This is a genomic window from Pseudomonas gingeri (assembly GCF_013386165.1).
Classification (GTDB): Bacteria; Pseudomonadota; Gammaproteobacteria; order Pseudomonadales; family Pseudomonadaceae; genus Aquipseudomonas; species Aquipseudomonas gingeri_C.
Genome location: NZ_JACAOS010000018.1, coordinates 284,322 through 306,633 on the forward strand (window position 1 = coordinate 284,322; position 22,312 = coordinate 306,633).

Below are 22,312 nucleotides of genomic sequence, written 5' to 3' on the forward strand. Positions count from 1 at the left end.
TCAGGTAAAGCGCCGTGACTGACTGGTGAGTCAGCCTTTTCCGCCTAACCGCCGGGCTGACGGCGTGTTGCGGGGCTGCTGTGGAGAGAATAGAGCGCTGCGCGCCGGGTCGGAGATTGGCGGTTTTGCCCTGATCCACGGGCCGGGGAGGTGGGGGAGTGCAGTCGATTGACTTAACCACATGAAAATTCTGAAAAAAACCTTTGCCATCGGAAAAGCTTTCGACTACATTAGCGCGCCTCGACAGACTGAATGAGTTTGAAGAGATACGGTGAAGTGTCCGAGTGGCTTAAGGAGCACGCCTGGAAAGTGTGTATACAGGAAACTGTATCGAGAGTTCGAATCTCTCCTTCACCGCCACATTCTGCAAACAAAAACCCCTGATTTTCCTAGAGAAAGTCGGGGGTTTTTGGTTTTTGGCGTCCCCAAAATGTCCCCATGGGACCGTCATGGGACCGTCATGGGACTGGTGCGTTGAGGTCTGTTTTGTCGGCCTGGACAGGCTTCACTCTGACTCGGATCTGAATGCAACCCGCCATGATACAGAGGGTGGCGGCCAGCATTGGCGTGTTGTTTGCGTTGTTCGAGCCCTTGAACTAGCGTGTTGGGGCATTCTGCCAGCAGCAAGCCGGTAATACAGGTGCTGATGCAATAAGCAGGCTCATAGCGGAACAATCGATAACATGCCAATCACGCCAACTTATACCTCGACCACGGTTCTCATCGGCGGTGTCTCCACGACCGTCCCATCCACCGCACAGGCCATATTGGACTCCACCAACATGAGCGGCGGTTCAGGTCCCAGCGCCAGCATCAGACCGCCAGGTTTTGTGACCGGCGGGTGCCCGAACCATCATCAGCGCGGTCATCTGATCGGTAATCAGTTAGGGGGCAGCGGTACCGATCCGAATAACCTGGTGACCCTCACCGAAGGCTCGAACCATCCGTTTATGTACGAGTATGAAAAGCTGGTCTACGACTACGTGAAGGGTCATTCCGGCAGCAAGTTTACCTACCTGGTGACGGCCAACTACGACACGACCAAGTACTATGTGGCACCTGCCGCGCCCGGCGGCGCAGCCTCAGGGGCAATGTCCAACCCTTATTGTCCGCTGCCCTGCCCCGAATCGCTGACCATCGAGTTCTTCTCCACCGACGGCAACGGCGCGAAGACCTACCCGATACCGGTGAACGCCATGACCCCGACAGGGTTCAACTCGGCCTACTGCGGACCGGTGACTGTCCAGAACGGTGGCTACAAGTTTCATGAAGGTAGCCTCACCCACATCAAGAACAATTGCTGGGCCACTTGAGCGAGGTTCCATGAAATTAGCTGTGATACCCAGTAGCGAAGACGCGATACGCCTGGCTCAACCGGAAGACGAGTTGGTACTGATGGCCGCCTGTGCGCCCAACCAGGTCGGTCAATTGCTGACCTCGCGGCCGCGCCCGGTCGGTACACCGACTGCGCCCCCGATCGCCCGACGCCCGACCGAAAGCCTGACGCTGACTTCCAGCACGGTACGTGCATGGCACGACAGCGCTAACAAAACGGTTGTCTTGTTATCGATCAAAAAGCGCTTTCTGAAAAAGATTCCCGAATCGCTCAACGGCTGGAGTTGCGAGATCGGTTCGCCGCTGCGTGTACTGCAACAGCAGGCCGGCCAGACCAGCTTGCCGATGCAGAGCTAGTTGTTCGGTCCCGGAATGAGAGGGTGCGGATTAATTGTGAAACGGTCTGGATTTTGAGCCCAGGCCTCACAGATCACTCGCAGCCTCAACCGACTTCAGTGCGTTTGATCAACTCATCAAGCCGCGACAAAAACAGCTTGAGCAAGGGCGACGTGTTGTCTTTGTGATAGCCAATCATCAAATCCAGCATCGGTGGCTGGCCGCGCAACGGGCGGCTGGTCACTGACCACGGCAGGAAGTTTTCTGCATACGCCGGCAGCAAGGCCACGCCACGGGTGGAGGCAATCAGTGACATGGCCATGGTCAGGTTATGGATGCGATGGCTGGGTTGTAGGTCGAGGCCGTTGGCGCTCAGGTAGTTTTCGATTGCCAGCCGCATGGGATAGGCAATGTCTGAAGCACCGATAAACACTTCGTTGGCCAGTTCCTGCACATCGACATCCGCGCCCGCCGCCAGTCGGTGATCGCTGGGCATGATCACCACAAAAGGCTCGCTGGTGATTTTGATGTATTCCAACTCGGGGGTGTTGTGCTCCTGGCGCAGGAAGGCGATGTCGAGCTTGCCGCGCATCAGGGCGTCGGCCAGGTCTGGCGAATACTGGCTGGACACGGTCATTTCCATGTTGGGCAGCTGGTCGCGTAGCAGGCGGGTGGTATCCGGTAGCCAGTCCACTTCCTGGCCGGTAAGAAAGCCAACCGCAAAGGTCGGCTTGCTCGGATGCGCCACCCGGCGCGCTGCCTCGATCCCGGCCTGCACCTGGTTCAGCGCCAACCGCGCGTGTTCAAGAAACGCCTTGCCGGCTTCAGTCAGTTCGATACCCCGCGCACTGCGCGACATCAGCGACGCTCCCACCTCGTCCTCCAGATCCTTGATCTGCCGGCTCAGCGACGGCTGCGAGGTAAACAGCCGTTTCTGCGCCGCCACGGTCAGGCTGCCTTCCTCGGCGACGGCAATGAAGTAACGCAGGTGGCGCAGTTCCATGTTCGATTCCCGATGGGGTGAAAAAAGCCTTCCATGCTTTTTAGGCATGGGGCGAAGCTTACAAAGTCTTTTTCATGCCCGCAAGCTCGGCCTAGATTAGCTTCAACGGCAACCAAACAGGGTTGCGGACTCAAGCGAACGAGGCCTTAAATGCATACCCATCAGACTGCTCCGACTCAATACATCGACGCGAACGGAATCCGCTTCGCCTACCGCCGTTTCGGCAAGGCGCAAACCGTACCGGTGGTGCTGAACATGCATTTCACCGGCACCATGGACCACTGGGACCCGCTGGTCACCGATGGCCTGGCTCAACAGCGTGAAGTGATTCTGTTCAACAACGCCGGGATCTCCAGCACCTCCGGTGAGGTACCGACTTCGATCGAGGAAATGGCTGCCAACGCAGCGCATTTCATCAAGGCACTGGGCCTGCCAAAGGTAGACGTGCTGGGTTTCTCCCTCGGTGGACTGGTGGCGCAAACCCTTGCGATTGCCGAACCCACGCTGGTGCGCCGCCTGGTGCTGGTGGGCACCGGCCCACGCAGCGGCGAGGGCATGGCATCGCTGACGCCGGAAGCCGTCGAGGTTTTCAGCGCCACCTATGCAAACCCGGATGAGCTCTGGCTGGGCGTGTTCTTCACCGCGTCTGACGCCAGCCAATCCGCCGGCCGTGCCTTCCTTGAACGCTTCCGTCTGCGCAGCGAAGGGCGTGATCCAGAGGCCAACGAAAACGTTGCTCCTGCTCAATTGGCCGCGTTGGCCAAGTGGGGAACACCACAAGAGCAACCGTTTGAATACCTGGCTGCTGTGCAGCAACCGACCCTGGTCATCAACGGTGACAACGACGTGATCATTTACTCGATCAACTCCTGGCACTTGCAGCAGCACATCCCCAACGCCCAACTGATTTTGTACCCGGACGCCAACCACGGGTCGCAGTACCAGTACCCCGAGCATTTCGTCGGTCACGTCTGCACTTTTCTTTCCGAGCAGTGATTCACCGCCTTATCCATCCCTGACATTTCAGTTATCCATTCGAGGAACAGATCATGAGCACATTGACTGGAAAAACCGCGCTGGTCACCGGCGCATCCCGTGGTATCGGTCGCGCCACTGCCCTGGCTTTGGCCAAGGGTGGCGCCCAGGTGCTGGTGCATTACAGCAGCGGCCTCGCTGAAGCCCTGGCGGTAGTTGAAGAAATTCGTGCAGGAGGCGGGCGGGCGCAAGCCGTTGGTGCGGATCTTTCCGCAGCCGATGGCCCGCACAAACTGGCGCGGAGCGTCATCGAGATCGTGGGTGCGCGGCTGGACATCCTGGTCGCCAACGCAGGTGTCGCCAATGCCGCGAGCATTGAAGACACCACCGTTGAGGACTTCGACCGGCTGTTTGCAGTGAACGTGCGAGCGCCGTTCTTTGTGGTCCAGCAACTGTTGCCGGTGATGTGCGAGGGCAGCAGCATTGTCCTGCTGTCGTCCCTGGCCGCACGTGCAGCGGTGGGTGAGCTGTCGGCTTACGCATCGACCAAAGGCGCGGTCGACACCCTGGTCACGCATTTCGCGGCAGCGCTCGGGCCTCGTGGCATTCGGGTCAACGCGGTGGCGCCGGGCGTGGTCGAGACCGACATGTCGAGCTTCGCCAGAACAGATGCCGGTCGCGACTTTACCTTGTCGATGCAGGCCCTGAAACGCGTCGCGCAACCGGATGATATCGCGGGTGCCGTGGCCTTTCTGGCTTCGGACGACGCGCGCTGGATCAGCGGCGACACCCTGCGCGTCGATGGCGGCTCGAAACTCTGAGCCCGACGCCTGCCCTTGAATCGCCCGGTGCCTTGTCGCCGGGCGTTGGAGATACTCATGACTATTGTTTCTGAATTGTTCAAACCGCTGGACCTCGGTGCTATCCGCCTGAGCCACCGGGTCATACACGCACCCACCACACGCCTGCGCGCCGAGGCTGATGACAGCCCAAGCGCGATGATGGTCGAGTACTACCGTCAGCGTGCTTCGGCTGGGGGCTTGTTGATCACCGAGAGTGCTCACCCATCCCTGGACAGTCGCGGCTACCTGGGCGCTCCTGGCATCTACACCAGCGTCCATGTGGACGCCTGGCGAAAAGTGACTGAAGCGGTGCATGCAAAGGGCGGCAGGATCGTCATGCAAATCGCCCACGATGGTCGCCAGTCGCATATCGATCTCAGTGAAGGGCAATCCCCCATCGCACCCTCCGTGGTGCCGTTTGAAACGCAAGTACTGACGCACGATGGCTGGGTTGCCAATTCACCGCATCGGGCGCTGGAAATCGAAGAAATTCCGCTATTGGTGGAGTCCTTCAGACTTGCCGCCAAGCGTGCCCTGGACGCCGGGTTTGATGGTGTTGAACTGCACAATGCCAATGGCTACCTGGCGGACACCTTCCTTCAGGACGGGACCAATAGACGTACCGATGCCTATGGTGGTTCGCTGGAAAACCGCGTGCGGTTCACCCTCGAAGTACTCGAAGCGATGATTTCGGTCTGGGGAGCGGGTCGCGTCGGTATCCGCATATCGCCGAGCGGTGAGTGGGGCAGCATTTCCGACAGCAACCCGGGGGCGACATTCGGTTATCTGGCTGAGCGCCTGAACGACTTCGAGTTGGCGTATCTGCACATCATCGAACCGCGGGTCAACGGCACCGATGAAAACTTGAGCGTGTCGCAGCAACCGGTTGCCGCCGCCACGCTTCGTAAAGTGTTCCGTGGGCCGATCATCGCCGCCGGTGGGTTCGACCGCGAAGGAGCAAATGACACGGTGCGCAAAGGTGACGCCGATGCCATCGCATTCGGTCGCTGGTTCACCTCCAATCCGGATCTGCCTGAACGCTTTCGCCATGGCATTGGCCTGACGCCGTATGTGCGTGACGCGTTCTGGGGCGGCGATGAAAAAGCCTACATCGACTTTTCGTGCGCCAAAGAACTGCAACCCAACTGAGCATCGATCTGCTGCGCCATGTCGCGCCCATCAACCGCATTTGAAACTGAGGAATACATCATGACTTCGACTCTTTATCACGCTGGCGGCTCGCCCAACTCGCGCCGGGTGCGGATTTTCATCGCCGAAAAAGGCCTGAATGTTCCGCTGGTGCCGGTTGATCTTGGCAGCAAAGAGCAGTTTTCCGAGGCCTACAAAGCCATCAACCCACGCAGCATGGTGCCAACCCTTGTGCTTGATAGCGGCGTCTCGATCGCCGAAGTCCCTGCGATCTGGCGGTATCTGGAAGAGATCCATCCTGAGACGCCGCTGCTGGGCAGCACACCCACGGAGAAAGCCCTGGTCGCCATGTGGGAGCGTCGCGTCGAACTCGAGGGCTTCGCCGCCGTCATGGAAGCAGTGCGCAACGCCGTGCCTGGCCTTATCGGGCGGGCGCTGGCCGGTCCACATGGCTACGCGCAAATCCCTGAGCTCGCCGAGCGCAGCAAGTTGCGTGTGATCAACTTCTACGTTGATTTGAACCAGCGTTTAAACACCGTGCCGTTTGTGGCGGGTGCGCACTTCAGTGCCGCCGATATCACTGCGATGGCGACGCTGGATTTTGCCAAAGGCGCCTTGAAGATGGCTATAGCCGAGGACCAAACCGCGCTACAAACCTGGTACGACAAAGTCTCTGCCCGGCCAAGCATGTCGGCTTGAGTCTGCCGGGTGAGGAGTGAGGGGCGGCCGGGTGTCGTCAGCGCCTCACTCCTCCCTGGCCGCACAAACCCGCGCCCGTCCGGCACGCTTTGCCTCATAAAGCTGTACATCCGCAGCCGCCAGCAGTGTCTCCGGACCATTACCCAAGGTGGGCAGCAGCGTCGCGACCCCCAGGGACGTCGTCACCACGCGATCAACTTCCGAGTCGAGGTGTTCGATCTCCAGTGCTCGGATACGCCCCAGCATGGTCTCGGCTATCCTGAGGGCGTCTTCAAGTTTCGTTTTTGGCAAAATGCAGGCGAACTCCTCACCGCCATACCTCGCCACCTTGTCATGGGGGCGTCTGAGGGACTCGGAAATCGTTTTCGCAACCCGCTTCAGGCAACTGTCCCCACTCTGATGGCCATAGCGGTCGTTGTAACGCTTGAAGTAATCGATATCCAGCAGGATAAGGGACATGGGCACCTTGTCTCGCAGGCTCTGACGCCAGTTGGTGAGCAAGTCGTCGTCGAACTTGCGCCGATTGCCCACACCCGTCAGGCCATCCAGCAGCGCGTTCGCCCGCAACAGATCACCCTGCAACTTCAAGGTCAGGTGCGTTCGGACCCGGGCGCGGACGATCACCGAGTTGATGGGTTTTACAATAAAGTCGACCGCCCCGAGCCCCAGGGCAATGACCTCATCCGCCGCCTGGTTCTGCGCGGTAATGAAGATGATCGGTATCGTGCTCGTCAGGGGATCGGCCTTGAGTCGGCGGCACACCTCGTGACCATCGATATCTTCCATCACGACGTCGAGCAGGATCAGGTCCGGCAATTCGGCCCGGCATATCTTGAGCGTCTGCTCGCCGTTGATGGCCATGAAAATGTCGCACTGTTCGGAAAACAGGTCGTACAGCACCCGGATATTCGTGGGCTGATCGTCCGCAATCAGAATTTTGGGGCGTCGGTTTGTGTGAAGCAGCCAATCTTCGAGTATTCGCTCCATGATTAAGCTTGCTCCAGCATTTCATATGCACTCAGTGCCGCAGCGGTGAAATCCAATGCTCTGACCTGTTTGATAAACGGATTGAAGCGGACCAGTCGTTCCGCTGGCGTTTGGGGCAAGAGTGCTTCCGCTGCCGCAATGGCTTGCAGGTTCGAAGCATTCAACAGGGCTAATATTTCGTTCAAATGCAGTCGCCATTCAGTCAAAGGCAAGGTCTGCGCCGCGGATTCAATCGGACCCGCTGGCTCGGCGAACGCCAGCGTCAATTGTTCCAGGCAGGCCTGCATCAATTGCCGCAGTTCAGCGCTGCACCCATTGACCAGGGGATCGATGTTTGTCGATGCCGCATCGGCGCTCAGCGTCTGCTCAAGCTGGCCGGCTCTTCTTGAAAGCGCGAGGGCACCGATGGTGCCGGCACTGCCTTTGATGGCATGCAAGACACTGGCAGCGCCCGCCCGGTTGTTCTGTGCTATTTGCGCGTCGAGGTTCGCGAGTTGTTTTTCCGTGTCGGTCCCAAAGATTTTCAGGACATTGCGGATCAAGTTCAGGTTTCCGTCCAGCCGCTCGAGGATTGAAGCACGCGTTTCAATGAGTTCGCCGGGTTCCATGACCGGATGATCTGCGATCGGGGCCGGTGCCAGGGCAGGGGGCTCTTTGCCATCGAGTTGTGCCCGCAACACCGAAACGAGATGCTCGATATCGATCGGCTTGCCGACATGGCCGTTCATCCCCGCCTGCAAACAGGCTTGCCGATCGGCAGAAGACGCATTGGCGGTAATTGCAATGATGGGCAGCGTGGTAAAGCGCGGGTTGGCTCGAATTCTCCGGGTTGCTTCGTAGCCATCGATGTCAGGCATCTGCACATCCATCAGCACGGCATCGAAGGTTTTGTTCCCTGCGGTCACGCAACTGACCCCCTCAAAACCGCCTTCGGCCAATTGAACCGACGCGCCTTCCGATTTCAGCAGTTCCTCGATGACCTGACGGTTCAAGGCATTGTCTTCCACCACCAGGAAGTTGAGCCCCGCCAGGCGTTTTGAAGGCTTGTGCTCAAACGCTGGCGATTCAGTCGGCGTATCGAGGCCTCGCAACGCCCGTAAAATAACCTCGGTCAGTTGCCGGGGCGTCACGGGCTTGGTGATGAACCCGGCGAAAGGCGCATCGCCCCGGTCATGGCTCTCGGCGAGTATTTCGCGCCCGTAGGCGGTGATCATGACCACCACGGGGGGCGGTATCCGTCCTTTCAGCTCGCGAATCAACTTGGCCGCGCTCATGCCGTTCAGATCCGGCATGCGCCAATCCATCAGGACCACGTCATAGTGCTCTCCCTCATGCAGGGCTGCGCTTATCCGGCTTACGGCATCGACACCCGAGGAGACGTGGTCGGCGTGCCATTCCAGGGCGGCCACCGTGCGCATCAGCAGCTCGGCGGCAACCGGGTTGTCATCGACCACCAGCACCCGCATCGGCTGGTGGGCGAGCAGGGCACCGGCCCCTGACGCGGCATTTTTGTCCACCTTCAGCCAGACATCGAACCAGAACCGGCTACCCACATCCGGACGGCTTTGCACTTGCAGGTCACCGCCCATCAATTTGACCAGGCGCTTGCAGATGACCAGGCCAAGACCCGAGCCGCCGAAGCGACGCGAGGTCGAGGCTTCGGCCTGGTTGAAGCCTTCAAAGATATGCTCGATCTGCTCGGCGTTCATGCCGATGCCGCTGTCGGTGACGGAGATTCGAACCTGCACCGCCGAATTCTGGCGTTCCAGAAGCTCAAGGCTGACGATGACCTGTCCTTTCAAGGTGAACTTGAGGGCGTTGCCGGCGAGATTGATCAAGACCTGCTGCAAGCGCAGGCTGTCGCCAATCAGGCCGCTGGGCAGGTCAGGATCGATATCGAACAACACTTCGATGTCCTTCTGGCCCTGGTTGCCGGCCAATACCACACCCAGGTCCTGCATCAGCGGTTCGAAGTCGAATGGATGCGGATCCAGTTGGAGTTTGCCCGCCTCGATCTTTGAATAGTCGAGAATGTCATTGAGCAGCCCCAGCAACGATTGGGCGGCTGTCTGGGCCTTGCTCACGTAGTCACGCTGACGCAGGTTCAGCGGTGTGAACTGCACCAGGTGCAGCATTCCCAGCACCGCGTTCATGGGCGTTCGGATCTCATGGCTCATGTTCGCCAGGAAGGATGATTTGGCCGCACTCGCTGCGTCAGCCTGTTCCTTGGCGTGGCGCAGGCTCACTTCCATTTCATGCTGGGCGGTCACGTCATGATTGATCCCGGTCATCAGGACCGGTGTGCCGTTGGCATCATGTTCGACACGCACGCGTGTTTCTATCTGGCGTATCTGCCCATCGGGATGTACGACCCGGAACGATGGCAGCTGCTTTTCGCCACCGGCGATCGCAGCGTCGAGTGCCGTTATGACCCTGTCCAGGTCATCGGCATGCAAGCGCGAACGCCAGTGCTCGAAGTTCAGGTCATGGTCGAGCAGCCCCTGCGAGTAGCCATAGATCTCGAACATGCGCTCATTCCAATGCAACGTGCCGTCGCAAAGGTTCCACGACCAGATGCCGAGTTCAGCGATGTCGGCGGCCAACAAGAGATGGTCACGGGTCGCGGCAAGGTCGCTGCGATGTTTCTTCTGTTCGGTGATATCGGTCATGACGCTGACGAAGCAGCGTTCGCCCGTGCCCTTCATCGAACTGGTGGAAACGTGGATCGCGAAGGTCGAGCCGTCCTTGCGCAACCCCGCCAACTCGGCGCTACTGCCGGTCTCAGTGGCGTCGTCCCGGGCGAACTGTGTGTTGTAATCGTTGTACGCCTCAAGGTGGGACTCTGGCACCAGCGTCCTGACATTGCGCCCGAGTATCTCTTGTGTGTCGTAGCCGAATGCCCGCTGGCCGGCACGGTTGAGCGAGCGCACTTTGCCTTTGCCATCGATCGTGATAATCGGGTTGGGCGCTGTCTCCAGGATAGCCCGCGTGGTTTCCAGGCTCTGCGCCAGTTCCTTTTCCGTCTTGCTTTGCAGGGCGACCTGGCGTGTCAGGCGCAGACCGAAAATCACCAGTACGCACACCAGCAAGCCAATACCTGCGGCATGCCACAGCGTATCCGACCACCACTCGGCCAGGTTTTCATCTCGCGAGAGCGCTGCCGCAACGAACAGTGGATAGTCATGCAGGCTTCGGAAGCTGTTGAGACGAAGCACACCGTCCTGAGCCGATACGGTGGAGAATGTACCGGACGCGCCCTGCAGGGTGTGCTCATGGAAAAGTCGGGTATTTAAAATGTCTGCGCCGACGAAGCGTTCTTCATATGGCCGCCGCCCCGCCATGACCCCCGAGTTATAAGCCAGGACAACAGCCCCTTCTTTGCCGATGCCGAGGCCATTATAAAATTTCAGGAAGAAATCAATATCGATAGTCGCGGAGGCGACACCGGCAAAGCTGCCGTCTGCATTGTTAATGCGTCGTGACACAGGAATAACCCACTTCCCCGTCGACCGACTACGTAACGGTACTGATACATGCAAGCCTCGGTCAGGATGGTCGCGATGAAAGATGAAGTATTCACGATCAGAGTTGTTATAGCTGGGCACAGCCCCGGGTAATGCCCGGGTGATCAATGTGCCGTCGCGGTCGAACAAATAAAGACCATCGAGTTGCGCGAGCTCGCCGAGTCGCAAACTGAACGCCTGGCGCAATCGTTCCAGCGCGGCCGGGCTGGTGCCATCGTGTTCGACACGTTCGACAACCCCGCTCAGCACAAGATCGGCTTCCTTGATCGTGTCGTCGGCGTGTTGCGCCATTGCCCGCGCCAGGTTATCGGTGGCTGTCGTCATTTCGCCCAGTTGCACCGTGCGAGCGGTAAAACTGCGCCAGATATCGGAGCCAACGAGCACGACGCACATGATGAAGATGAGCAGCGTCATTCGGGATGTAAGCGAAATCCGATAGGCCACGTTTGCCTTCCTGGGAAGTGGATCACTATTGATAAGGCAGTCTGTATTAAAGCGGGTAGGGCAGCAACTTGTCCTTTGAGAGGCATTGCAGTTATTCGGACGCTGCTGCCTGAGTTCCGGCAGGTACTTGATTCTGGTGGGGGCCAATACTTCTTCAATGGCCTGCGGCGGGACATGTCCCCCCAATGGGCTGTTACGGAACGTATCGCGGTGTTGCAAAAAAACGCCTGAGTCATTCAGCCAAAAAACTCGATGGCTTTTATTTTTTTATTTAATTCAATGACTTGTTTGGCTAATAGGTGTTTGTTTGAGGGTTGGCCATAAAGTTGCATACTCATGTATATACAAGATTATGCAGCAACCCTGGATGAAGCTGAAGCGGGTGCTGCCCCCCAACGGCAAACAGGGTCCGAGAGCTGGCTGTGATGAAAACCAACATATTCCCAGGATGGTACGTCGTGTTCGCGGCGCATGTGTTGCTTGCCCTTATCTTTGGCGCGGCCTACTCCTTCGGCGCGTTTTTCTCGCAGATCCAGTCCTACTATGAGGTCGGGCGCTTTTCCGTGGCGTCGGTGTTTTCATTGACGGCCTTCATCTATTACACCGTCGGGGTTTTCTCCGGCTCCCTGGCTGATCGTATTTCGGCCCGGGTCGTGGTCAGCGTTGGCATTGTTTTACTGGCGTTGGGATTTTTCCTCAGCAGCCTGGCGGCAGGCTCCTTGTCATTGTTCCTGGTGTGTTTCTGTGTGCTGGTCGGGTTGGGTGTGGGCCTGGTGTATGTACCGATGGTGACAGCGGTGCAGCGCTGGTTCGTCAAAAATCGCAGCCAGGCGTCGGGCATCGCGCTGGCGGGTACCGGGGTCGGGACCTTTGTCGGACCGTCGGCGGCAGGTCTGCTGATGGAGCATTTTTCCTGGGAGTCGACCCTGCAGATCTTCGCCGTGGCCATTCTGGTGGTGGGCTTGCTGGTGACGTCGCTGGTCAGGAACCCTCCGCAGGCGCCGGGCCTGTTTGCGGAGGGGCTCGACTCCTTGGTTTCGGGCAGTGAACATCCTGCGGCAGCCAGCGGCATGCGCCTGGCCGAAGCCGCGGGTACGAGGCGATTCTGGTGGTACTTCGGGGCGATTTTCTTTGGTTCGGTCGGGCTGTTTCTTGCGCTGGTACACATCAATCCCTACGCGCGCCAATTTGGTATTTCCGCCACCCAAGCCAACTTGCTGATCGGGCTGATCGGCGTCGGCAATGTCGGCGGCCGGTTGTTCCTGGGCAGCATCGGTGACCGGATCGGTGCGCGTCGCTTATTGATGGTTTTGACCTTCGCCCTGGTGCTGCTCAATCTGCTGTGGCTCGGTGCCCATACCTTTATCACGCTGGCGCTGTTCGCCCTGTGTTTCGGTGTGGCCAATGGTGGCTGCATCTCCCTGTATCCAGCGGTAGCGGCCAACTGGTTCGGCACAGCGAACCTGGGGGCTATCCTGGGCGCCCTGTACATTTCAGTCGGGGTCGCGGCGCTGCTCGGCGGGAGCATCGCCGGACTGTTGTTCGATCTTTATCAGGGCTACGCGGTTTCGATTCTGCTGGGCGCGCTCTGTGCGCTGTTGTCAGTGTTGTTCATTCTGATTGCCAGCCGTCAGTTGCCTCAGGTCGCGGTCCCGGTCCCCACGGCATAAACCCGCCCGAGAAACTCGAGCATCGCCGCATTCACGGCCTCGGCTTTCTCGCTCTGTATCCAGTGCCCGCAATCCTCGATCAAGCGTTGTTCGAGTTGCGGCACCAGCCCCGGCATGCGTTTGATCGTGTGGGCTTCCAGGGCACCTACCGGGTCTCTATCGCCAATCAGGAACAACGTCGGTTGCTGGACCTGCGCACCGACCAGAAACTCCGTGCGCTGCCAGTTGCGTTCGAAGTTGCGATACCAGTTCAGCGCGCCGCGAAAGCCCTTGCCGGCAAAGGTCTGCCGGTAGGCTTGGTAATCCTCGGACGCGCACCAGTCGGGTAATTGCATGGCCACGTCCACGCCGTCAAACAAGCGTGCATCGACCGGCTTGGTTTGCAGAAACACCTCGGTATCGCCCATAAACGCCCGCAAGGTCCGGTCGATATCCGCGTCCAGCTCCTGCTCGGCTACTCCGGGCTGCTGGAAATAGAGGATGTAGTTGAAACGATCGGCATAGTGCTCGCGCATCAACTCGGTCGCCGGACGCTTGGGTCTTCCGCCGAAGGGCACCGACAAGGTGACCAGCGCCTTGACCCGCTGCGGCTCCAGTAACGCCAGGTGCCAGGCCACCGGCGCGCCCCAGTCGTGGCCGACGATGCAGGCCTGGGTGTGACCGAACGCATCCATGCCCGCCTGGATATCGGCGCAGAGGGTCAGCAGGTCGTACGCGTTCACATCGGCGGGCGCACTGCTGCGCCCATAGCCGCGCATCTCCGGGACAAACACCCGATAACCCGCCTGCACCAGCGCCGGCACCTGTTGACGCCAGGAATGCCAGCATTCCGGGAAACCGTGGAGCAGCCACACCGGCCTGCCGTCGAGCGGGCCTGTCACGTGCACGCTCAGTTCGATCCCATTGACCGACAATAGATGTTGTTCCGATTCGTTCATCCGCCGCACTCCCTGACTCAGGTAAAAGACCCTAGCAGAACGGCGGCGTGCCGCTAATCATCATTCATTGACCGAATCATGACTAAAACACGCGGTTCAATTCAGGCTCGCGAGTATCGCCCTGGCGGCATACAGCACCCCGAATATCGCCATCATCAGCAGCAGGATCCCGGAAGCGAAGGTGATCCTGGCCTTGTGCCGGATGGCGAATTCCTGGCGGGCCAGCAGGATGTAGAAGGTCATCACCGACAGGTCGATCACGGCCCAGAGCACGGCGAGCAACGCCACGCTATGGCTGAATGACGGTGTGACCTGGATGAACTGGGGGAAGAACGAGACGAAAAATATGATCTCCTTGGGATTGGAAATACCCACCAGGAAGCCGTTGACGAAGCCGTTGTGTCGTTCGCTGTTCAGCGCTTGCACCTTGTCGTCGATCGGCGTCGAGAGGGCTTCCTGGAGGCTTTTTATCCCCAGGTAACCGATAAACAGACAGCCGCCCAGGCTGACGAGATTGACCAGTTGCAGGTTGAGCGAGAGACCGCCGCTCAGGATCAGCGCCGCCAGCAGTGCCAGTACCAGCGAGGCACCGTTGGTCCCGAGCATCGTCAGCAGCGCCCGGCCGCTGCCGGCCCCCAGGCTGGTGTTGACCAGCAGTGCGACCACCGGGCCCGGTGTGACGATCAGCAGGGAAATACTGAGCAGGTAAAGCAGTAGCAACGAAAGGTTCATGGAGGAGCACCCGCAGGGGAGAATCGAATCCGCCAAGCCTGAGGTTTGGGTGCGTGTTTGAAAAATGGATAAATCTGTGCCTCACTATGATTATTAATCATAGTGAGCCGCGACGATGGCCGAACGTATCCCTCCGCTCTATGCCCTGCGTGCCTTCGAGGTGGCGGCCCGCTCCAGCTCGTTTACCCGCGCCGCCGAGGAGCTGTCGCTGACCCAGAGCGCCATCAGTCGGCATATTCGCAACCTGGAGGCGCTGTTCGGCTGTCACCTGTTCGAGCGCAACGGCCCGAAACTGCAATTGACCGAAGCCGGGCAGCGTTTGGCCCAGGGCTTGAAAACCGGTTTCAAGGTTATCGAGGAGGCCTGTTCGCCTTTTCGCGCAAACGCCGAGCAACTGCGGCTCAAAGCGCCTTCCAGCCTGACCATGCGCTGGTTGTTGCAGTCGCTGGAAACGCTCAAGCAGGTGAATCCCGAGCTGTCGGTGCAGTTGTCCAGCGTGTGGATGGATGTCGATACTGTCGACCTCCACGCCGAACCCTATGACTGTGCGATTCTGCTGGGCGACGGGCGTTTTGGCGCCCAGGTCGAGTGCTGCAAGTTGTTCGATGAGTGGCTGATTCCGATCTGTTCGAGCCAGTTACTGGGGGCGCAGCCGTGGAGCCTCGACACCCTGGAAAGCCATGAGCTGATCCACTCGTCCACCGACCGGCGAGATTGGCGGCGCTGGTTGGCAGAGCTGGGGTGGGAAGGGCAGGCGCGGGTGGAGCGCGGCAAATTGTTCAGTACCCTGGACCAGGGGATCTCGGCCGCGATGCGTGGCCACGGTGTTTCCATCGGTGACCTGTACCTGATTCTCGAGGATGTCCGTGGCGGCTTGCTTGGGCTGCCGTTCAAGACCGCCGTCGGTTCGGGAGAGGGCTACTATCTGGTCTGGCTGAAAAGCAGCCTGCGTCGGGAGCGCATCCTGGCCTTTCGCGATTTCCTGGTGAGCGATGTGCCTGAAATGGACCTGCCGGGCATCGAGTTTCGTTGACCGGGGTCAGTGGCGGCTCAGGTCAGGACGATATAGTCATTGCCTTGCACGATACCGCGATTCGGCCCCTGCACCAGCTCGATGTAACGCCCGCCGACCTGATCGATGGGCAGGCAGTCGTCGATATCCAGCAGGGCATCGGTATGCGCCTGGCCCCAGTTTGCCAGCACCTGGCGCATGCCCAGGCGTTTGGCCTCGGCCTTGTCGCGGGCCACCACCAGCAGGTAATGGTGCGCTTCGCCAAAGGCCCGGGCTTCGTAACCGCCCAGGTTGATAAAGTACAGGCGCGGTGAGCCGGGCGCTGGCGCCAGGTTGCTCAGTTCGACCTTCCAGCCGTCCACGCCGTCGACCCGCATCCAGGCATCGATATGCAGGCCGGCAGGGCTGCCGAACCACTCTTGGCGCAGTTGTGGGTAGCTGGCTTCCAGGCTGTCGGCCAGGACAAAGGCGACGTCATGTACTTCTATTTTTGCCCGCGGATGTTTTCCGCCGAGCAGGACCACCCAAAGCATGCCTGTTCCCTTTCTGTCGGTCGCCGGTCCCGGACCGGGTCTTTGTTGCCCGTCAAACATGAAAATTGTTTCACGATACGCTTGCCAAGCAGCGTCTATATTATCTGCGCTCGTTCAAAAGCTTCCCTTGCCCGCCCTCCCGCGGGCTTTTTTTTGCCTGTCAATTGACCGGCTGCGCGGGGGCAGGCCAGCAGGATACCTGCTATGCCAAACCCGGATGCACCTGGACATGGCCAGGAGGCTGGAAATGAGCCACCACAAGGGCAATTGAGGAACTCTGCAGATGTCGTAGGAAATAGTCTGATGGTGGCGTCGGTGTAATCTATTTCGTACGTAAGGAAAGGCGATCGGTGGTGGCGACTAACTGGCGTCAAATAGTTACGATGTCCGCCAGGGCCTCTGTCGAGGGCCTGTGCCAGAAGCGCAAGGCTCCTGGTGTCGACAAGAACGCACGGATTGCCTTGCGCGGTTACCTTTCCATCACTCTATAGGGACATATTGAAGTGATTTCCATTCTTGAACTGCGCAACATCATTGAACTCGGTTTTTTACCCCTTCGTTGCCAATGTACGGTGAGCCATGACAGCTCACTGACCGTGAAGGTCTTCGACTCGGATTCGGGGCGGGTGGACTTGCTGGTGACCGGGATTTCCACGGTCCGCTTGACCAGCGCCAGGGCGATTTCCAATCTCGTGGGTGAGTTACGCAGCGAGTTGCAGGCCAATCAGCAGGCGCTGTTTATTGGCGTCGGCAGGGGACAAGTGGCAGGCCAGATGCCCGCCAAACGGGTCTAGGCATCCGTCAATACTGACGGACTGGAAACGGGCTTTCAGCCGGCCTTTTCCCGGGATTGATAGTGCCCGGTGCCAGGGGCGGCTGTGGGCTTTCCACGGGCTCGATGAGGGTCCCCGGCTGACGCGGTTCAGTCTTCGGTTATTTCATTGAACGAGCAGTACTCGTCCCAATCCATGCCCAGGGCCTCGGCGACTTCACGGTGGACTTCCAGGCGCATGGCCTTGAGTTCCTCGGGGGTTTCGGCGACCAGTTGCAGGGTCAGCTCCCAGGGTTCGATCCCGAGGTTTTCGGCTTCGTCCTCGAAAGCCCACTGAAATTGCTGTTGCTGCTCTTTCGGGCTCAGGTCGCGGGTTTCTTCGCGCAGGTGCGGATGGGCGTCGAGGAACTTGTCGAGGGCGACCTGGTTGCGGGATTCTTTGGCGATCATGCTGGCGTCTCTGTTGGAATGGCCGGACGGCAAGCCGTCGGCGGGCCCACGGGCCTGGAAAATACAGCGGCCATGCTAGCGACTTCACTCTCGGATGGAAAGAATCGCCCGGCTCTGCGACGCTAGCAGGCCTTCAACCTTCTATACGGCGGATGCGATGAGCGCAGCACTCTCTACCCTGGGCCCGGTAAAGGCCGTTATTTTCGACATGGACGGTTTGCTGCTCGACACCGAGGGCATCTACTCCGAAGTGACGCAGCTTATTGTCGGTCGTTATGGCCGGACCTTCGGCTGGGATCACAAGCAGCATATTATCGGCCGTGGCGCCGGTGACCTGGCCCGTTACGTGGTCGAGGCCATGGAGTTGCCGATTAGTCCCCAGGAGTTCCTGGCGGTGCGCGAGCCACTGATGCGCGAGCGTTTTCCCAAGGCCGGTTCGATGTCCGGTGCCGAGGCGCTGGTGCGGCATCTGTCGGCCCACGGGATTCCGATTGCGGTGGGCACCAGCTCTTCGCGGGGCTCGTTCGAGTTGAAGACCACCCTGCACCGGGAATGGTTTGCGCTGTTCGATACCGTTGTCACCGCCGACGATCCGGAGGTGGGTGAAGCCAAGCCGGCTCCGGATATTTTCCTGCTGGCGGCCAAGCGCCTGGGGGTGGCGGCCGAGGACTGCCTGGTGTTCGAGGACTCGCCGTTCGGCGTGACGGCGGCCAAGGCGGCGGGGATGTATGCGGTGGCGGTACCCGATCCGGCGATGGCGGCGGAGAAATACCAGCATGCGGATCGGATCGTGTCGTCGCTCAAGCACTTCCCGTTGGCGCCGGTCGGGTTGCCGGCGATTGATTGGGAGGCTGTTTGACGGCGTGGCTTTTCAGGCGGCCGACACCGACAGTCCGCTGCGGCGCTGCATCACCACCCAGATGCCCAGCGCTAGGGCGGAAATCAAACCGCCCGCGCTGACGATGCCGTTCCAGCCGTAGGGGCCGTACAGCTGCGCGCCGAGCAGCGAACCCAGCGCGCCGCCGATGAAATAGCAGGTGATGTAGCCGGCATTCAGGCGGTTGCGCGCCTGCGGCCGGACCTTGAACACGGCGTTCTGGTTGCTGACGTGAATCAACTGCACGGCAAAATCCAGCACCAGCACGCCGATCAGCAACGCCGCCAGCGAATGCCCGGCAAAGCCCAGCGGCAGCCACGACAACAGCAACGCCAACAGACCCACGGTAGTGGCGAACTCACCCTTGCCGCGATCGGCCATGCGTCCGCCGAGGTTTGCCGCCATGGCGCCGACGGCACCGGCCAGGCCGAACAGACCGATCACCCCATCCGAATAGCCATAGGGCGGGCTCGCCAGCAGAAACGCCAGTGGTGTCCAGAACAACGCGAACAGGCAGAAGGTCAGCAGACCGAGGACGGCCCGCAGGCGCAGCACCGGCTCTTCGACGAACAGGCGGAACACTGAACCGATCAGCGCCGGGTAGCTCAGCCCGGCATGCTGGCGGTGTTCCGGCAGGGCCCGGAGCAAAGCGAACGCGCAGATAAGCATCAGCACGGCGGCCAGCAAGTAGATGCTGCGCCAGTCGCCGATATCGGAGAGCAGGCCCGCCGCCGTGCGCGCAAGGAGAATGCCCAGCAGCAAGCCGCTCATCAGCGTGCCGACCACCCGTCCGCGCTGTTCCGGCGCGGTCAGGCTGGCGGCCATCGGCACCAGCACCTGGGCCACCACCGAGAACAGGCCGGCCAGCGCGGTGCCGAACAGCAGCCAGGGCAGGCTCGGCGAGAACGCGCTGATCAACAGGCCGAGGGCACTGAGCAGGGTCATGATGAAAATCAGCCGGCGTTGTTCGAACAGGTCCCCCAACGGCACCAGCAGCAACAGCCCGGCGCCGTAGCTCAGTTGCGCGGTGATGACGATGGTGCCGGCGGTACCGGTGCTCAGGCCCAGATGCTGGGCGATGGTGTGCAGCAGCGGCTGGGCGTAATAGTTACTGGCAACCGCCAGGCCGGTGGCGATCGACATCAGCAGGATCAGGGCAGAACTCAAGGGTTTGTGTGTGGCGTTGGCGTCGGACATCGACTGTCTCGGTATAGGAATTCGGTGCGCGAATTATCTGGAATGTCTTAGCATGACGCCAATGCATTGTTTTCATTCTATCCATCTTGAAACGAGATACAGGCGATGAACCTCAAGCAGATCGAGTACGCCCTGGCGGTGGCGGACGAGGGCAGCTTTACCCGCGCAGCCGAGCGTTGCCATGTGGTGCAGTCGGCCCTCAGTCATCAGATCGCCCGTCTGGAAGAGGATCTCGGCGCCACGCTGTTCGAACGCAGTTCGCGCAAGGTGCGTTTGACCGCGGCCGGCGAGGCGTTCGTGCGCAGCGCCCGCCCGGCGCTGGAGGCGACCCGGCGGATTGTCGCCGAAGTGGCGGCGGCTTCCGGGGAAGTGCGCGGCAGTTTGTCCATCGGCAAGATCTCCTCCCTGACCGAAGTTGATCTGGTGGGCTTGCTCGCGCGTTTCCACGGACTTTATCCACAAGTGGATATTCACTTGAACATGAGCAAGAGCGAGTCGCTGATGCTCGATGTGCGCGAACGGCGGCTGGACCTGGCGTTTATCGGTCTGTGGCCAGGGCAAAAGATTGAGGGCCTGGCGCAGCGTCTGCTGGCGGAGGAAGAGTTGGTGGCGGTGTTGCCGTTGGGGCATCCGCTGACCCGTTTCGAGCGCCTGCCGCTGGCGGAGTTGGAAAACCAGCCGCTGGTGGACTTCCAGGCCGGTACGGCAGGGCGCCGTCAGACCGATGAAGCCTTTGCCGCGGCGGGCTTGCGCCATCGGGTGCAGTTCGAGGCGGGCAATGTGATGCTGGTGGGGGAGTTCGTGCGCCGGGGACTGGCGCTGGGCCTGGTGCCGAAGAAGATCGCCGAGGCCTTTGAAGGGGTGATGACGCTGCCGGTGTCCGACGCGCCTTCGCGCCATCTGTATGCGGTGTGGTCGCATACGCCGACGCCTGCGGCCGCAGCATTTCTGCTGTTGCTGGAGCAGGCGTTGGCACAACCGCTGCGTCTTACGCGCTGAACCCACCGTCGATGGTCAGGCTGGCCCCGGTGATGTAACCGGCTTCCGGCCCGGCGAGATACGCGACGAAACTGGCGATCTCTTCGACTCGACCATATCGGCCGCTGGCCATGAGACCGATCAGGCTGTCGGCAAAATCGCTGCTGGCCGGGTTCATGTCGGTGTCCACTGGACCGGGCTGCACATTATTGACGGTGATGCCCCGTGGCCCGAGGTCCCGTGCCAGGCCTTTGGTCAGGCCCACCAGCGCGGATTTGCTCATGGCGTACGCGGCGCCCCCGGCGAAGGGCATGCGTTCGGCGTTGGTGCTGCCGATGTTGATCACCCGACCGCCTTCGCCCATGTGCCGGGCGGCTTCCTGGGTGGCGATAAAGACGCTGCGCACATTCACTGCCAGGGTCCGGTCGAAGTCTTCCAGTTTGAATTCGTCGAGGGGCCCCATGGCCAGCACACCGGCGTTATTGACCAGGATGTCGATTCGGCCAAAGGCTTCGACGGTGCTGCTGACGGCATGGCGAATGGCGTCGGCGTCGGCGCTGTCGGCCTTGATCGCCAGGGCTTTGCCGCCGTCGGCAATAACGCTGTCCTGCAACTCCTTGGCCTTGGCGTCGGAGCTGACGTAGGTGAAGGCCACTGTTGCGCCCTGGGCCGCCAGGCGGGTGACGATGGCGGCGCCGATGCCGCGCGAGCCGCCTTGGATCAAAGCTACTTTGCCAGTGAGATTATGTTCGGTCATGTCGTTCTCCAAAGTTCAAGGCCGGGTAAGGGAGGGGAGCGGGCCTTGTTGTTGGAGCCGAGTATCGACCTCGGATTGATGACTGTGTAGACGGTAATTGATACAGTCTGTGTAAACCAAAAGTTTATAGTGGCGAGTATGGAAACTTTCAGCAGCATCGAGTGTTTTGTCCGCAGCGCCGAAGTCGGCAGCTTTGCCGAGGCGGCGCGGCGTCTGAGCCTGACCCCGGCGGCGGTCGGCAAGAGCGTCGCCAAGCTGGAGGCGCGGCTCGGGGTACGGCTGTTCCAGCGCAGCACCCGCAGCCTGCGGCTGACCGAAGCCGGGCAGGTGTTCCTTGGCGAAGTCAGCGCCAGCCTGCACACCATCCAGAATGCTGTCGCCAACCTGGCCAGCGTCGAAGGCCGCCCGGCCGGCACCCTCAAGGTCAGTGTCGGCACCGTGTTCGGGCGCCTTTATGTGGTGCCACTGCTCGGTGAGTTCCTGCGGCGTTTTCCGGACATCCGCCCGGACTGGCATTTCGATAACCGCCAGGTGGACCTGATCGGCCAAGGTTTTGATGCGGCCATCGGTGGTGGTTTCGTACTGCCCCAGGGCGTGGTGGCGCGCAAGCTGACGGTGGCCCATCGGGTGCTGGTGGCCTCGGCCGATTACCTGGCGCGCCAAGCCAGGGTGAGCACGCCCGCGGACCTGCGCCGTTGCGATGGCATCCTGATCCGCTCGCCCCAGACCGGGCGCGTGCGCTCCTGGCAGTTGACCAGTCGCGACGGCGAGCATCAACCCCTGGACCTGAACGCGCGCATGACCATGAGCGACTCGGAAGCCGCCTGCGCGGTGGCGGCCCAGGGCCTGGGGGTGGCGTTGGTGAGCATGCCGTTCGCGGTGCCCTGGTTGCAGGCCGGAACCCTCCAGCGGGTGCTGCCCGACTGGTACGTCGACGACGGTCATATCTCGATCTATTACGCCGAGCACAAATTGCTCCCGCGCAAGACCCGGGCCTTTGTCGACTTCATCATGGAGCAGTTCGCCGAGCAGCAGTTGGGCCAACGCTTCGATGCCCTGTTTGACAAGGAGTCCCTCGCCGCCGGATAGTCTGGACGCCTGC

Annotated in this window: 21 protein-coding genes and 1 tRNA gene; 13 read left to right on the forward strand and 9 right to left on the reverse strand. The window is 60.4% G+C overall.

The window, feature by feature from the left end; all coding sequences use genetic code 11:
* Positions 1 to 270 precede the first annotated feature (270 nt).
* The 3 genes from HX866_RS22950 (at position 271) to HX866_RS22960 (ending at position 1,692) form a co-directional block, all read left to right on the forward strand.
* A tRNA-Ser gene (locus tag HX866_RS22950) sits at positions 271 to 360 on the forward strand.
* Positions 361 to 683: 323 nt separating this feature from the next.
* Entirely contained in the window at positions 684 to 1,313 is a 630-nt protein-coding gene (locus HX866_RS22955; RefSeq protein WP_177094815.1) for a DNA/RNA non-specific endonuclease, read from the forward strand.
* 10 nt (positions 1,314 to 1,323) lie between these two features.
* Positions 1,324 to 1,692: a hypothetical protein gene (locus HX866_RS22960; protein WP_177094817.1), complete on the forward strand. Its 369-nt coding sequence runs from the start codon at positions 1,324 to 1,326 to the stop codon at positions 1,690 to 1,692.
* 85 nt (positions 1,693 to 1,777) lie between these two features.
* Here the strand turns inward: HX866_RS22960 and HX866_RS22965 are convergent, their stop codons facing one another.
* A complete protein-coding gene (locus tag HX866_RS22965; RefSeq protein ID WP_177094819.1) occupies positions 1,778 to 2,674 on the reverse strand; it encodes a LysR family transcriptional regulator in 897 nt (298 codons plus the stop codon).
* 150 nt (positions 2,675 to 2,824) lie between these two features.
* Between HX866_RS22965 and HX866_RS22970 the strand changes: the two genes are divergently transcribed.
* The 4 genes from HX866_RS22970 to HX866_RS22985 are packed head-to-tail and all read left to right on the forward strand — an operon-like array spanning position 2,825 to position 6,339.
* Positions 2,825 to 3,670, forward strand: coding sequence for an alpha/beta fold hydrolase (locus HX866_RS22970; protein ID WP_177140460.1), 846 nt, complete (start codon positions 2,825 to 2,827; stop codon positions 3,668 to 3,670).
* Positions 3,671 to 3,723: 53 nt separating this feature from the next.
* Complete coding sequence (locus tag HX866_RS22975; protein ID WP_177140461.1) at positions 3,724 to 4,470, forward strand: SDR family NAD(P)-dependent oxidoreductase; 747 nt, start codon at positions 3,724 to 3,726, stop codon at positions 4,468 to 4,470.
* A gap of 57 nt (positions 4,471 to 4,527) precedes the next feature.
* On the forward strand, positions 4,528 to 5,640 hold the full coding sequence (locus HX866_RS22980) for an alkene reductase (RefSeq protein ID WP_177140462.1): 1,113 nt from the start codon (positions 4,528 to 4,530) through the stop codon (positions 5,638 to 5,640).
* 18 nt (positions 5,641 to 5,658) lie between these two features.
* A complete protein-coding gene (locus tag HX866_RS22985) occupies positions 5,659 to 6,339 on the forward strand; it encodes a glutathione S-transferase (RefSeq protein WP_256344981.1) in 681 nt (226 codons plus the stop codon).
* A 45-nt stretch (positions 6,340 to 6,384) separates the two neighbouring features.
* Here HX866_RS22985 and HX866_RS22990 read toward each other — a convergent pair whose 3' ends face one another.
* Positions 6,385 to 7,326 carry a diguanylate cyclase domain-containing protein gene (locus HX866_RS22990; RefSeq protein ID WP_177140463.1) on the reverse strand — a complete coding sequence of 314 codons (942 nt, stop codon included), beginning with the start codon at positions 7,324 to 7,326 and terminating at the stop codon, positions 6,385 to 6,387.
* A gap of 2 nt (positions 7,327 to 7,328) precedes the next feature.
* Positions 7,329 to 11,294 carry a response regulator gene (locus tag HX866_RS22995; RefSeq protein WP_218179750.1) on the reverse strand — a complete coding sequence of 1,322 codons (3,966 nt, stop codon included), beginning with the start codon at positions 11,292 to 11,294 and terminating at the stop codon, positions 7,329 to 7,331.
* Positions 11,295 to 11,719: 425 nt separating this feature from the next.
* On the opposite strand from HX866_RS22995, the gene HX866_RS23000 reads away from it, so the two are divergent.
* Positions 11,720 to 12,964 (forward strand): MFS transporter, encoded by a 1,245-nt coding sequence (locus HX866_RS23000; RefSeq protein WP_218177643.1) that lies wholly within the window; start codon positions 11,720 to 11,722, stop codon positions 12,962 to 12,964.
* Here HX866_RS23000 and HX866_RS23005 read toward each other — a convergent pair.
* Positions 12,934 to 13,902: an alpha/beta fold hydrolase gene (locus HX866_RS23005; protein ID WP_177140464.1), complete on the reverse strand. Its 969-nt coding sequence runs from the start codon at positions 13,900 to 13,902 to the stop codon at positions 12,934 to 12,936. The genes HX866_RS23000 and HX866_RS23005 overlap by 31 nt on opposite strands.
* Positions 13,903 to 13,998: 96 nt before the next feature.
* The gene (locus tag HX866_RS23010) at positions 13,999 to 14,634 is read right to left on the reverse strand and encodes a LysE family translocator (protein WP_177094835.1); all 636 of its coding nucleotides are present in this window, start codon (positions 14,632 to 14,634) and stop codon (positions 13,999 to 14,001) included.
* Positions 14,635 to 14,749: 115 nt separating this feature from the next.
* Here HX866_RS23010 and HX866_RS23015 point away from each other — a divergent pair, with 115 nt between their 5' ends.
* Complete coding sequence (locus HX866_RS23015) at positions 14,750 to 15,667, forward strand: LysR substrate-binding domain-containing protein (protein WP_177105617.1); 918 nt, start codon at positions 14,750 to 14,752, stop codon at positions 15,665 to 15,667.
* Positions 15,668 to 15,684: 17 nt separating this feature from the next.
* Here the strand turns inward: HX866_RS23015 and HX866_RS23020 are convergent, their stop codons facing one another.
* Positions 15,685 to 16,179, reverse strand: coding sequence for a DUF1543 domain-containing protein (locus tag HX866_RS23020; RefSeq protein ID WP_177094839.1), 495 nt, complete (start codon positions 16,177 to 16,179; stop codon positions 15,685 to 15,687).
* Between the two features lie 503 nt (positions 16,180 to 16,682).
* Between HX866_RS23020 and HX866_RS23025 the strand changes: the two genes are divergently transcribed.
* Positions 16,683 to 16,973, forward strand: coding sequence for a DUF1652 domain-containing protein (locus tag HX866_RS23025; RefSeq protein ID WP_177105615.1), 291 nt, complete (start codon positions 16,683 to 16,685; stop codon positions 16,971 to 16,973).
* Between the two features lie 128 nt (positions 16,974 to 17,101).
* Here the strand turns inward: HX866_RS23025 and HX866_RS23030 are convergent, their stop codons facing one another.
* Complete coding sequence (locus HX866_RS23030) at positions 17,102 to 17,401, reverse strand: DUF6388 family protein (RefSeq protein ID WP_177094842.1); 300 nt, start codon at positions 17,399 to 17,401, stop codon at positions 17,102 to 17,104.
* Positions 17,402 to 17,558: 157 nt separating this feature from the next.
* Here HX866_RS23030 and HX866_RS23035 point away from each other — a divergent pair, with 157 nt between their 5' ends.
* Positions 17,559 to 18,260 carry an HAD-IA family hydrolase gene (locus HX866_RS23035; RefSeq protein ID WP_177140465.1) on the forward strand — a complete coding sequence of 234 codons (702 nt, stop codon included), beginning with the start codon at positions 17,559 to 17,561 and terminating at the stop codon, positions 18,258 to 18,260.
* A gap of 12 nt (positions 18,261 to 18,272) precedes the next feature.
* On the opposite strand, the gene HX866_RS23040 is transcribed toward HX866_RS23035, so the two are convergent.
* Positions 18,273 to 19,475 (reverse strand): MFS transporter, encoded by a 1,203-nt coding sequence (locus tag HX866_RS23040; protein WP_177140466.1) that lies wholly within the window; start codon positions 19,473 to 19,475, stop codon positions 18,273 to 18,275.
* 105 nt (positions 19,476 to 19,580) lie between these two features.
* On the opposite strand from HX866_RS23040, the gene HX866_RS23045 reads away from it, so the two are divergent.
* The gene (locus HX866_RS23045; RefSeq protein WP_177094847.1) at positions 19,581 to 20,474 is read left to right on the forward strand and encodes a LysR family transcriptional regulator; all 894 of its coding nucleotides are present in this window, start codon (positions 19,581 to 19,583) and stop codon (positions 20,472 to 20,474) included.
* Here HX866_RS23045 and HX866_RS23050 read toward each other — a convergent pair.
* Positions 20,464 to 21,210: a 3-oxoacyl-ACP reductase family protein gene (locus tag HX866_RS23050; RefSeq protein WP_177105612.1), complete on the reverse strand. Its 747-nt coding sequence runs from the start codon at positions 21,208 to 21,210 to the stop codon at positions 20,464 to 20,466. The two genes, HX866_RS23045 and HX866_RS23050, sit on opposite strands and share 11 nt — an antisense overlap.
* 138 nt (positions 21,211 to 21,348) lie before the next feature.
* Between HX866_RS23050 and HX866_RS23055 the strand changes: the two genes are divergently transcribed.
* Positions 21,349 to 22,299, forward strand: a complete 951-nt coding sequence (locus tag HX866_RS23055) for a LysR family transcriptional regulator (RefSeq protein WP_177094851.1) — start codon at positions 21,349 to 21,351, stop codon at positions 22,297 to 22,299.
* The last annotated feature ends 13 nt before the right edge of the window (positions 22,300 to 22,312 follow it).

What these genes read in the sequence shown, in the direction of transcription:
- HX866_RS22960 (WP_177094817.1), top strand. Translation starts at nt 1,324, where the DNA reads ATGAAATTAGCTGTGATACCCAGTAGCGAAGACGCGATACGCCTGGCT.
- HX866_RS23005 (WP_177140464.1), bottom strand. Translation starts at nt 13,902, where the DNA reads ATGAACGAATCGGAACAACATCTATTGTCGGTCAATGGGATCGAACTG.
- HX866_RS23010 (WP_177094835.1), bottom strand. Translation starts at nt 14,634, where the DNA reads ATGAACCTTTCGTTGCTACTGCTTTACCTGCTCAGTATTTCCCTGCTG.
- HX866_RS23055 (WP_177094851.1), top strand. Translation starts at nt 21,349, where the DNA reads ATGGAAACTTTCAGCAGCATCGAGTGTTTTGTCCGCAGCGCCGAAGTC.
- HX866_RS23030 (WP_177094842.1), bottom strand. Translation starts at nt 17,401, where the DNA reads ATGATCGCCAAAGAATCCCGCAACCAGGTCGCCCTCGACAAGTTCCTC.
- HX866_RS22970 (WP_177140460.1), top strand. Translation starts at nt 2,825, where the DNA reads ATGCATACCCATCAGACTGCTCCGACTCAATACATCGACGCGAACGGA.
- HX866_RS22985 (WP_256344981.1), top strand. Translation starts at nt 5,659, where the DNA reads ATGTCGCGCCCATCAACCGCATTTGAAACTGAGGAATACATCATGACT.
- HX866_RS22975 (WP_177140461.1), top strand. Translation starts at nt 3,724, where the DNA reads ATGAGCACATTGACTGGAAAAACCGCGCTGGTCACCGGCGCATCCCGT.
- HX866_RS22980 (WP_177140462.1), top strand. Translation starts at nt 4,528, where the DNA reads ATGACTATTGTTTCTGAATTGTTCAAACCGCTGGACCTCGGTGCTATC.
- HX866_RS23050 (WP_177105612.1), bottom strand. Translation starts at nt 21,210, where the DNA reads ATGACCGAACATAATCTCACTGGCAAAGTAGCTTTGATCCAAGGCGGC.
- HX866_RS23040 (WP_177140466.1), bottom strand. Translation starts at nt 19,475, where the DNA reads ATGTCCGACGCCAACGCCACACACAAACCCTTGAGTTCTGCCCTGATC.
- HX866_RS23045 (WP_177094847.1), top strand. Translation starts at nt 19,581, where the DNA reads ATGAACCTCAAGCAGATCGAGTACGCCCTGGCGGTGGCGGACGAGGGC.
- HX866_RS22965 (WP_177094819.1), bottom strand. Translation starts at nt 2,674, where the DNA reads ATGGAACTGCGCCACCTGCGTTACTTCATTGCCGTCGCCGAGGAAGGC.
- HX866_RS22990 (WP_177140463.1), bottom strand. Translation starts at nt 7,326, where the DNA reads ATGGAGCGAATACTCGAAGATTGGCTGCTTCACACAAACCGACGCCCC.
- HX866_RS23020 (WP_177094839.1), bottom strand. Translation starts at nt 16,179, where the DNA reads ATGCTTTGGGTGGTCCTGCTCGGCGGAAAACATCCGCGGGCAAAAATA.
- HX866_RS23015 (WP_177105617.1), top strand. Translation starts at nt 14,750, where the DNA reads ATGGCCGAACGTATCCCTCCGCTCTATGCCCTGCGTGCCTTCGAGGTG.
- HX866_RS22955 (WP_177094815.1), top strand. Translation starts at nt 684, where the DNA reads ATGCCAATCACGCCAACTTATACCTCGACCACGGTTCTCATCGGCGGT.
- HX866_RS23035 (WP_177140465.1), top strand. Translation starts at nt 17,559, where the DNA reads ATGAGCGCAGCACTCTCTACCCTGGGCCCGGTAAAGGCCGTTATTTTC.
- HX866_RS23000 (WP_218177643.1), top strand. Translation starts at nt 11,720, where the DNA reads ATGAAAACCAACATATTCCCAGGATGGTACGTCGTGTTCGCGGCGCAT.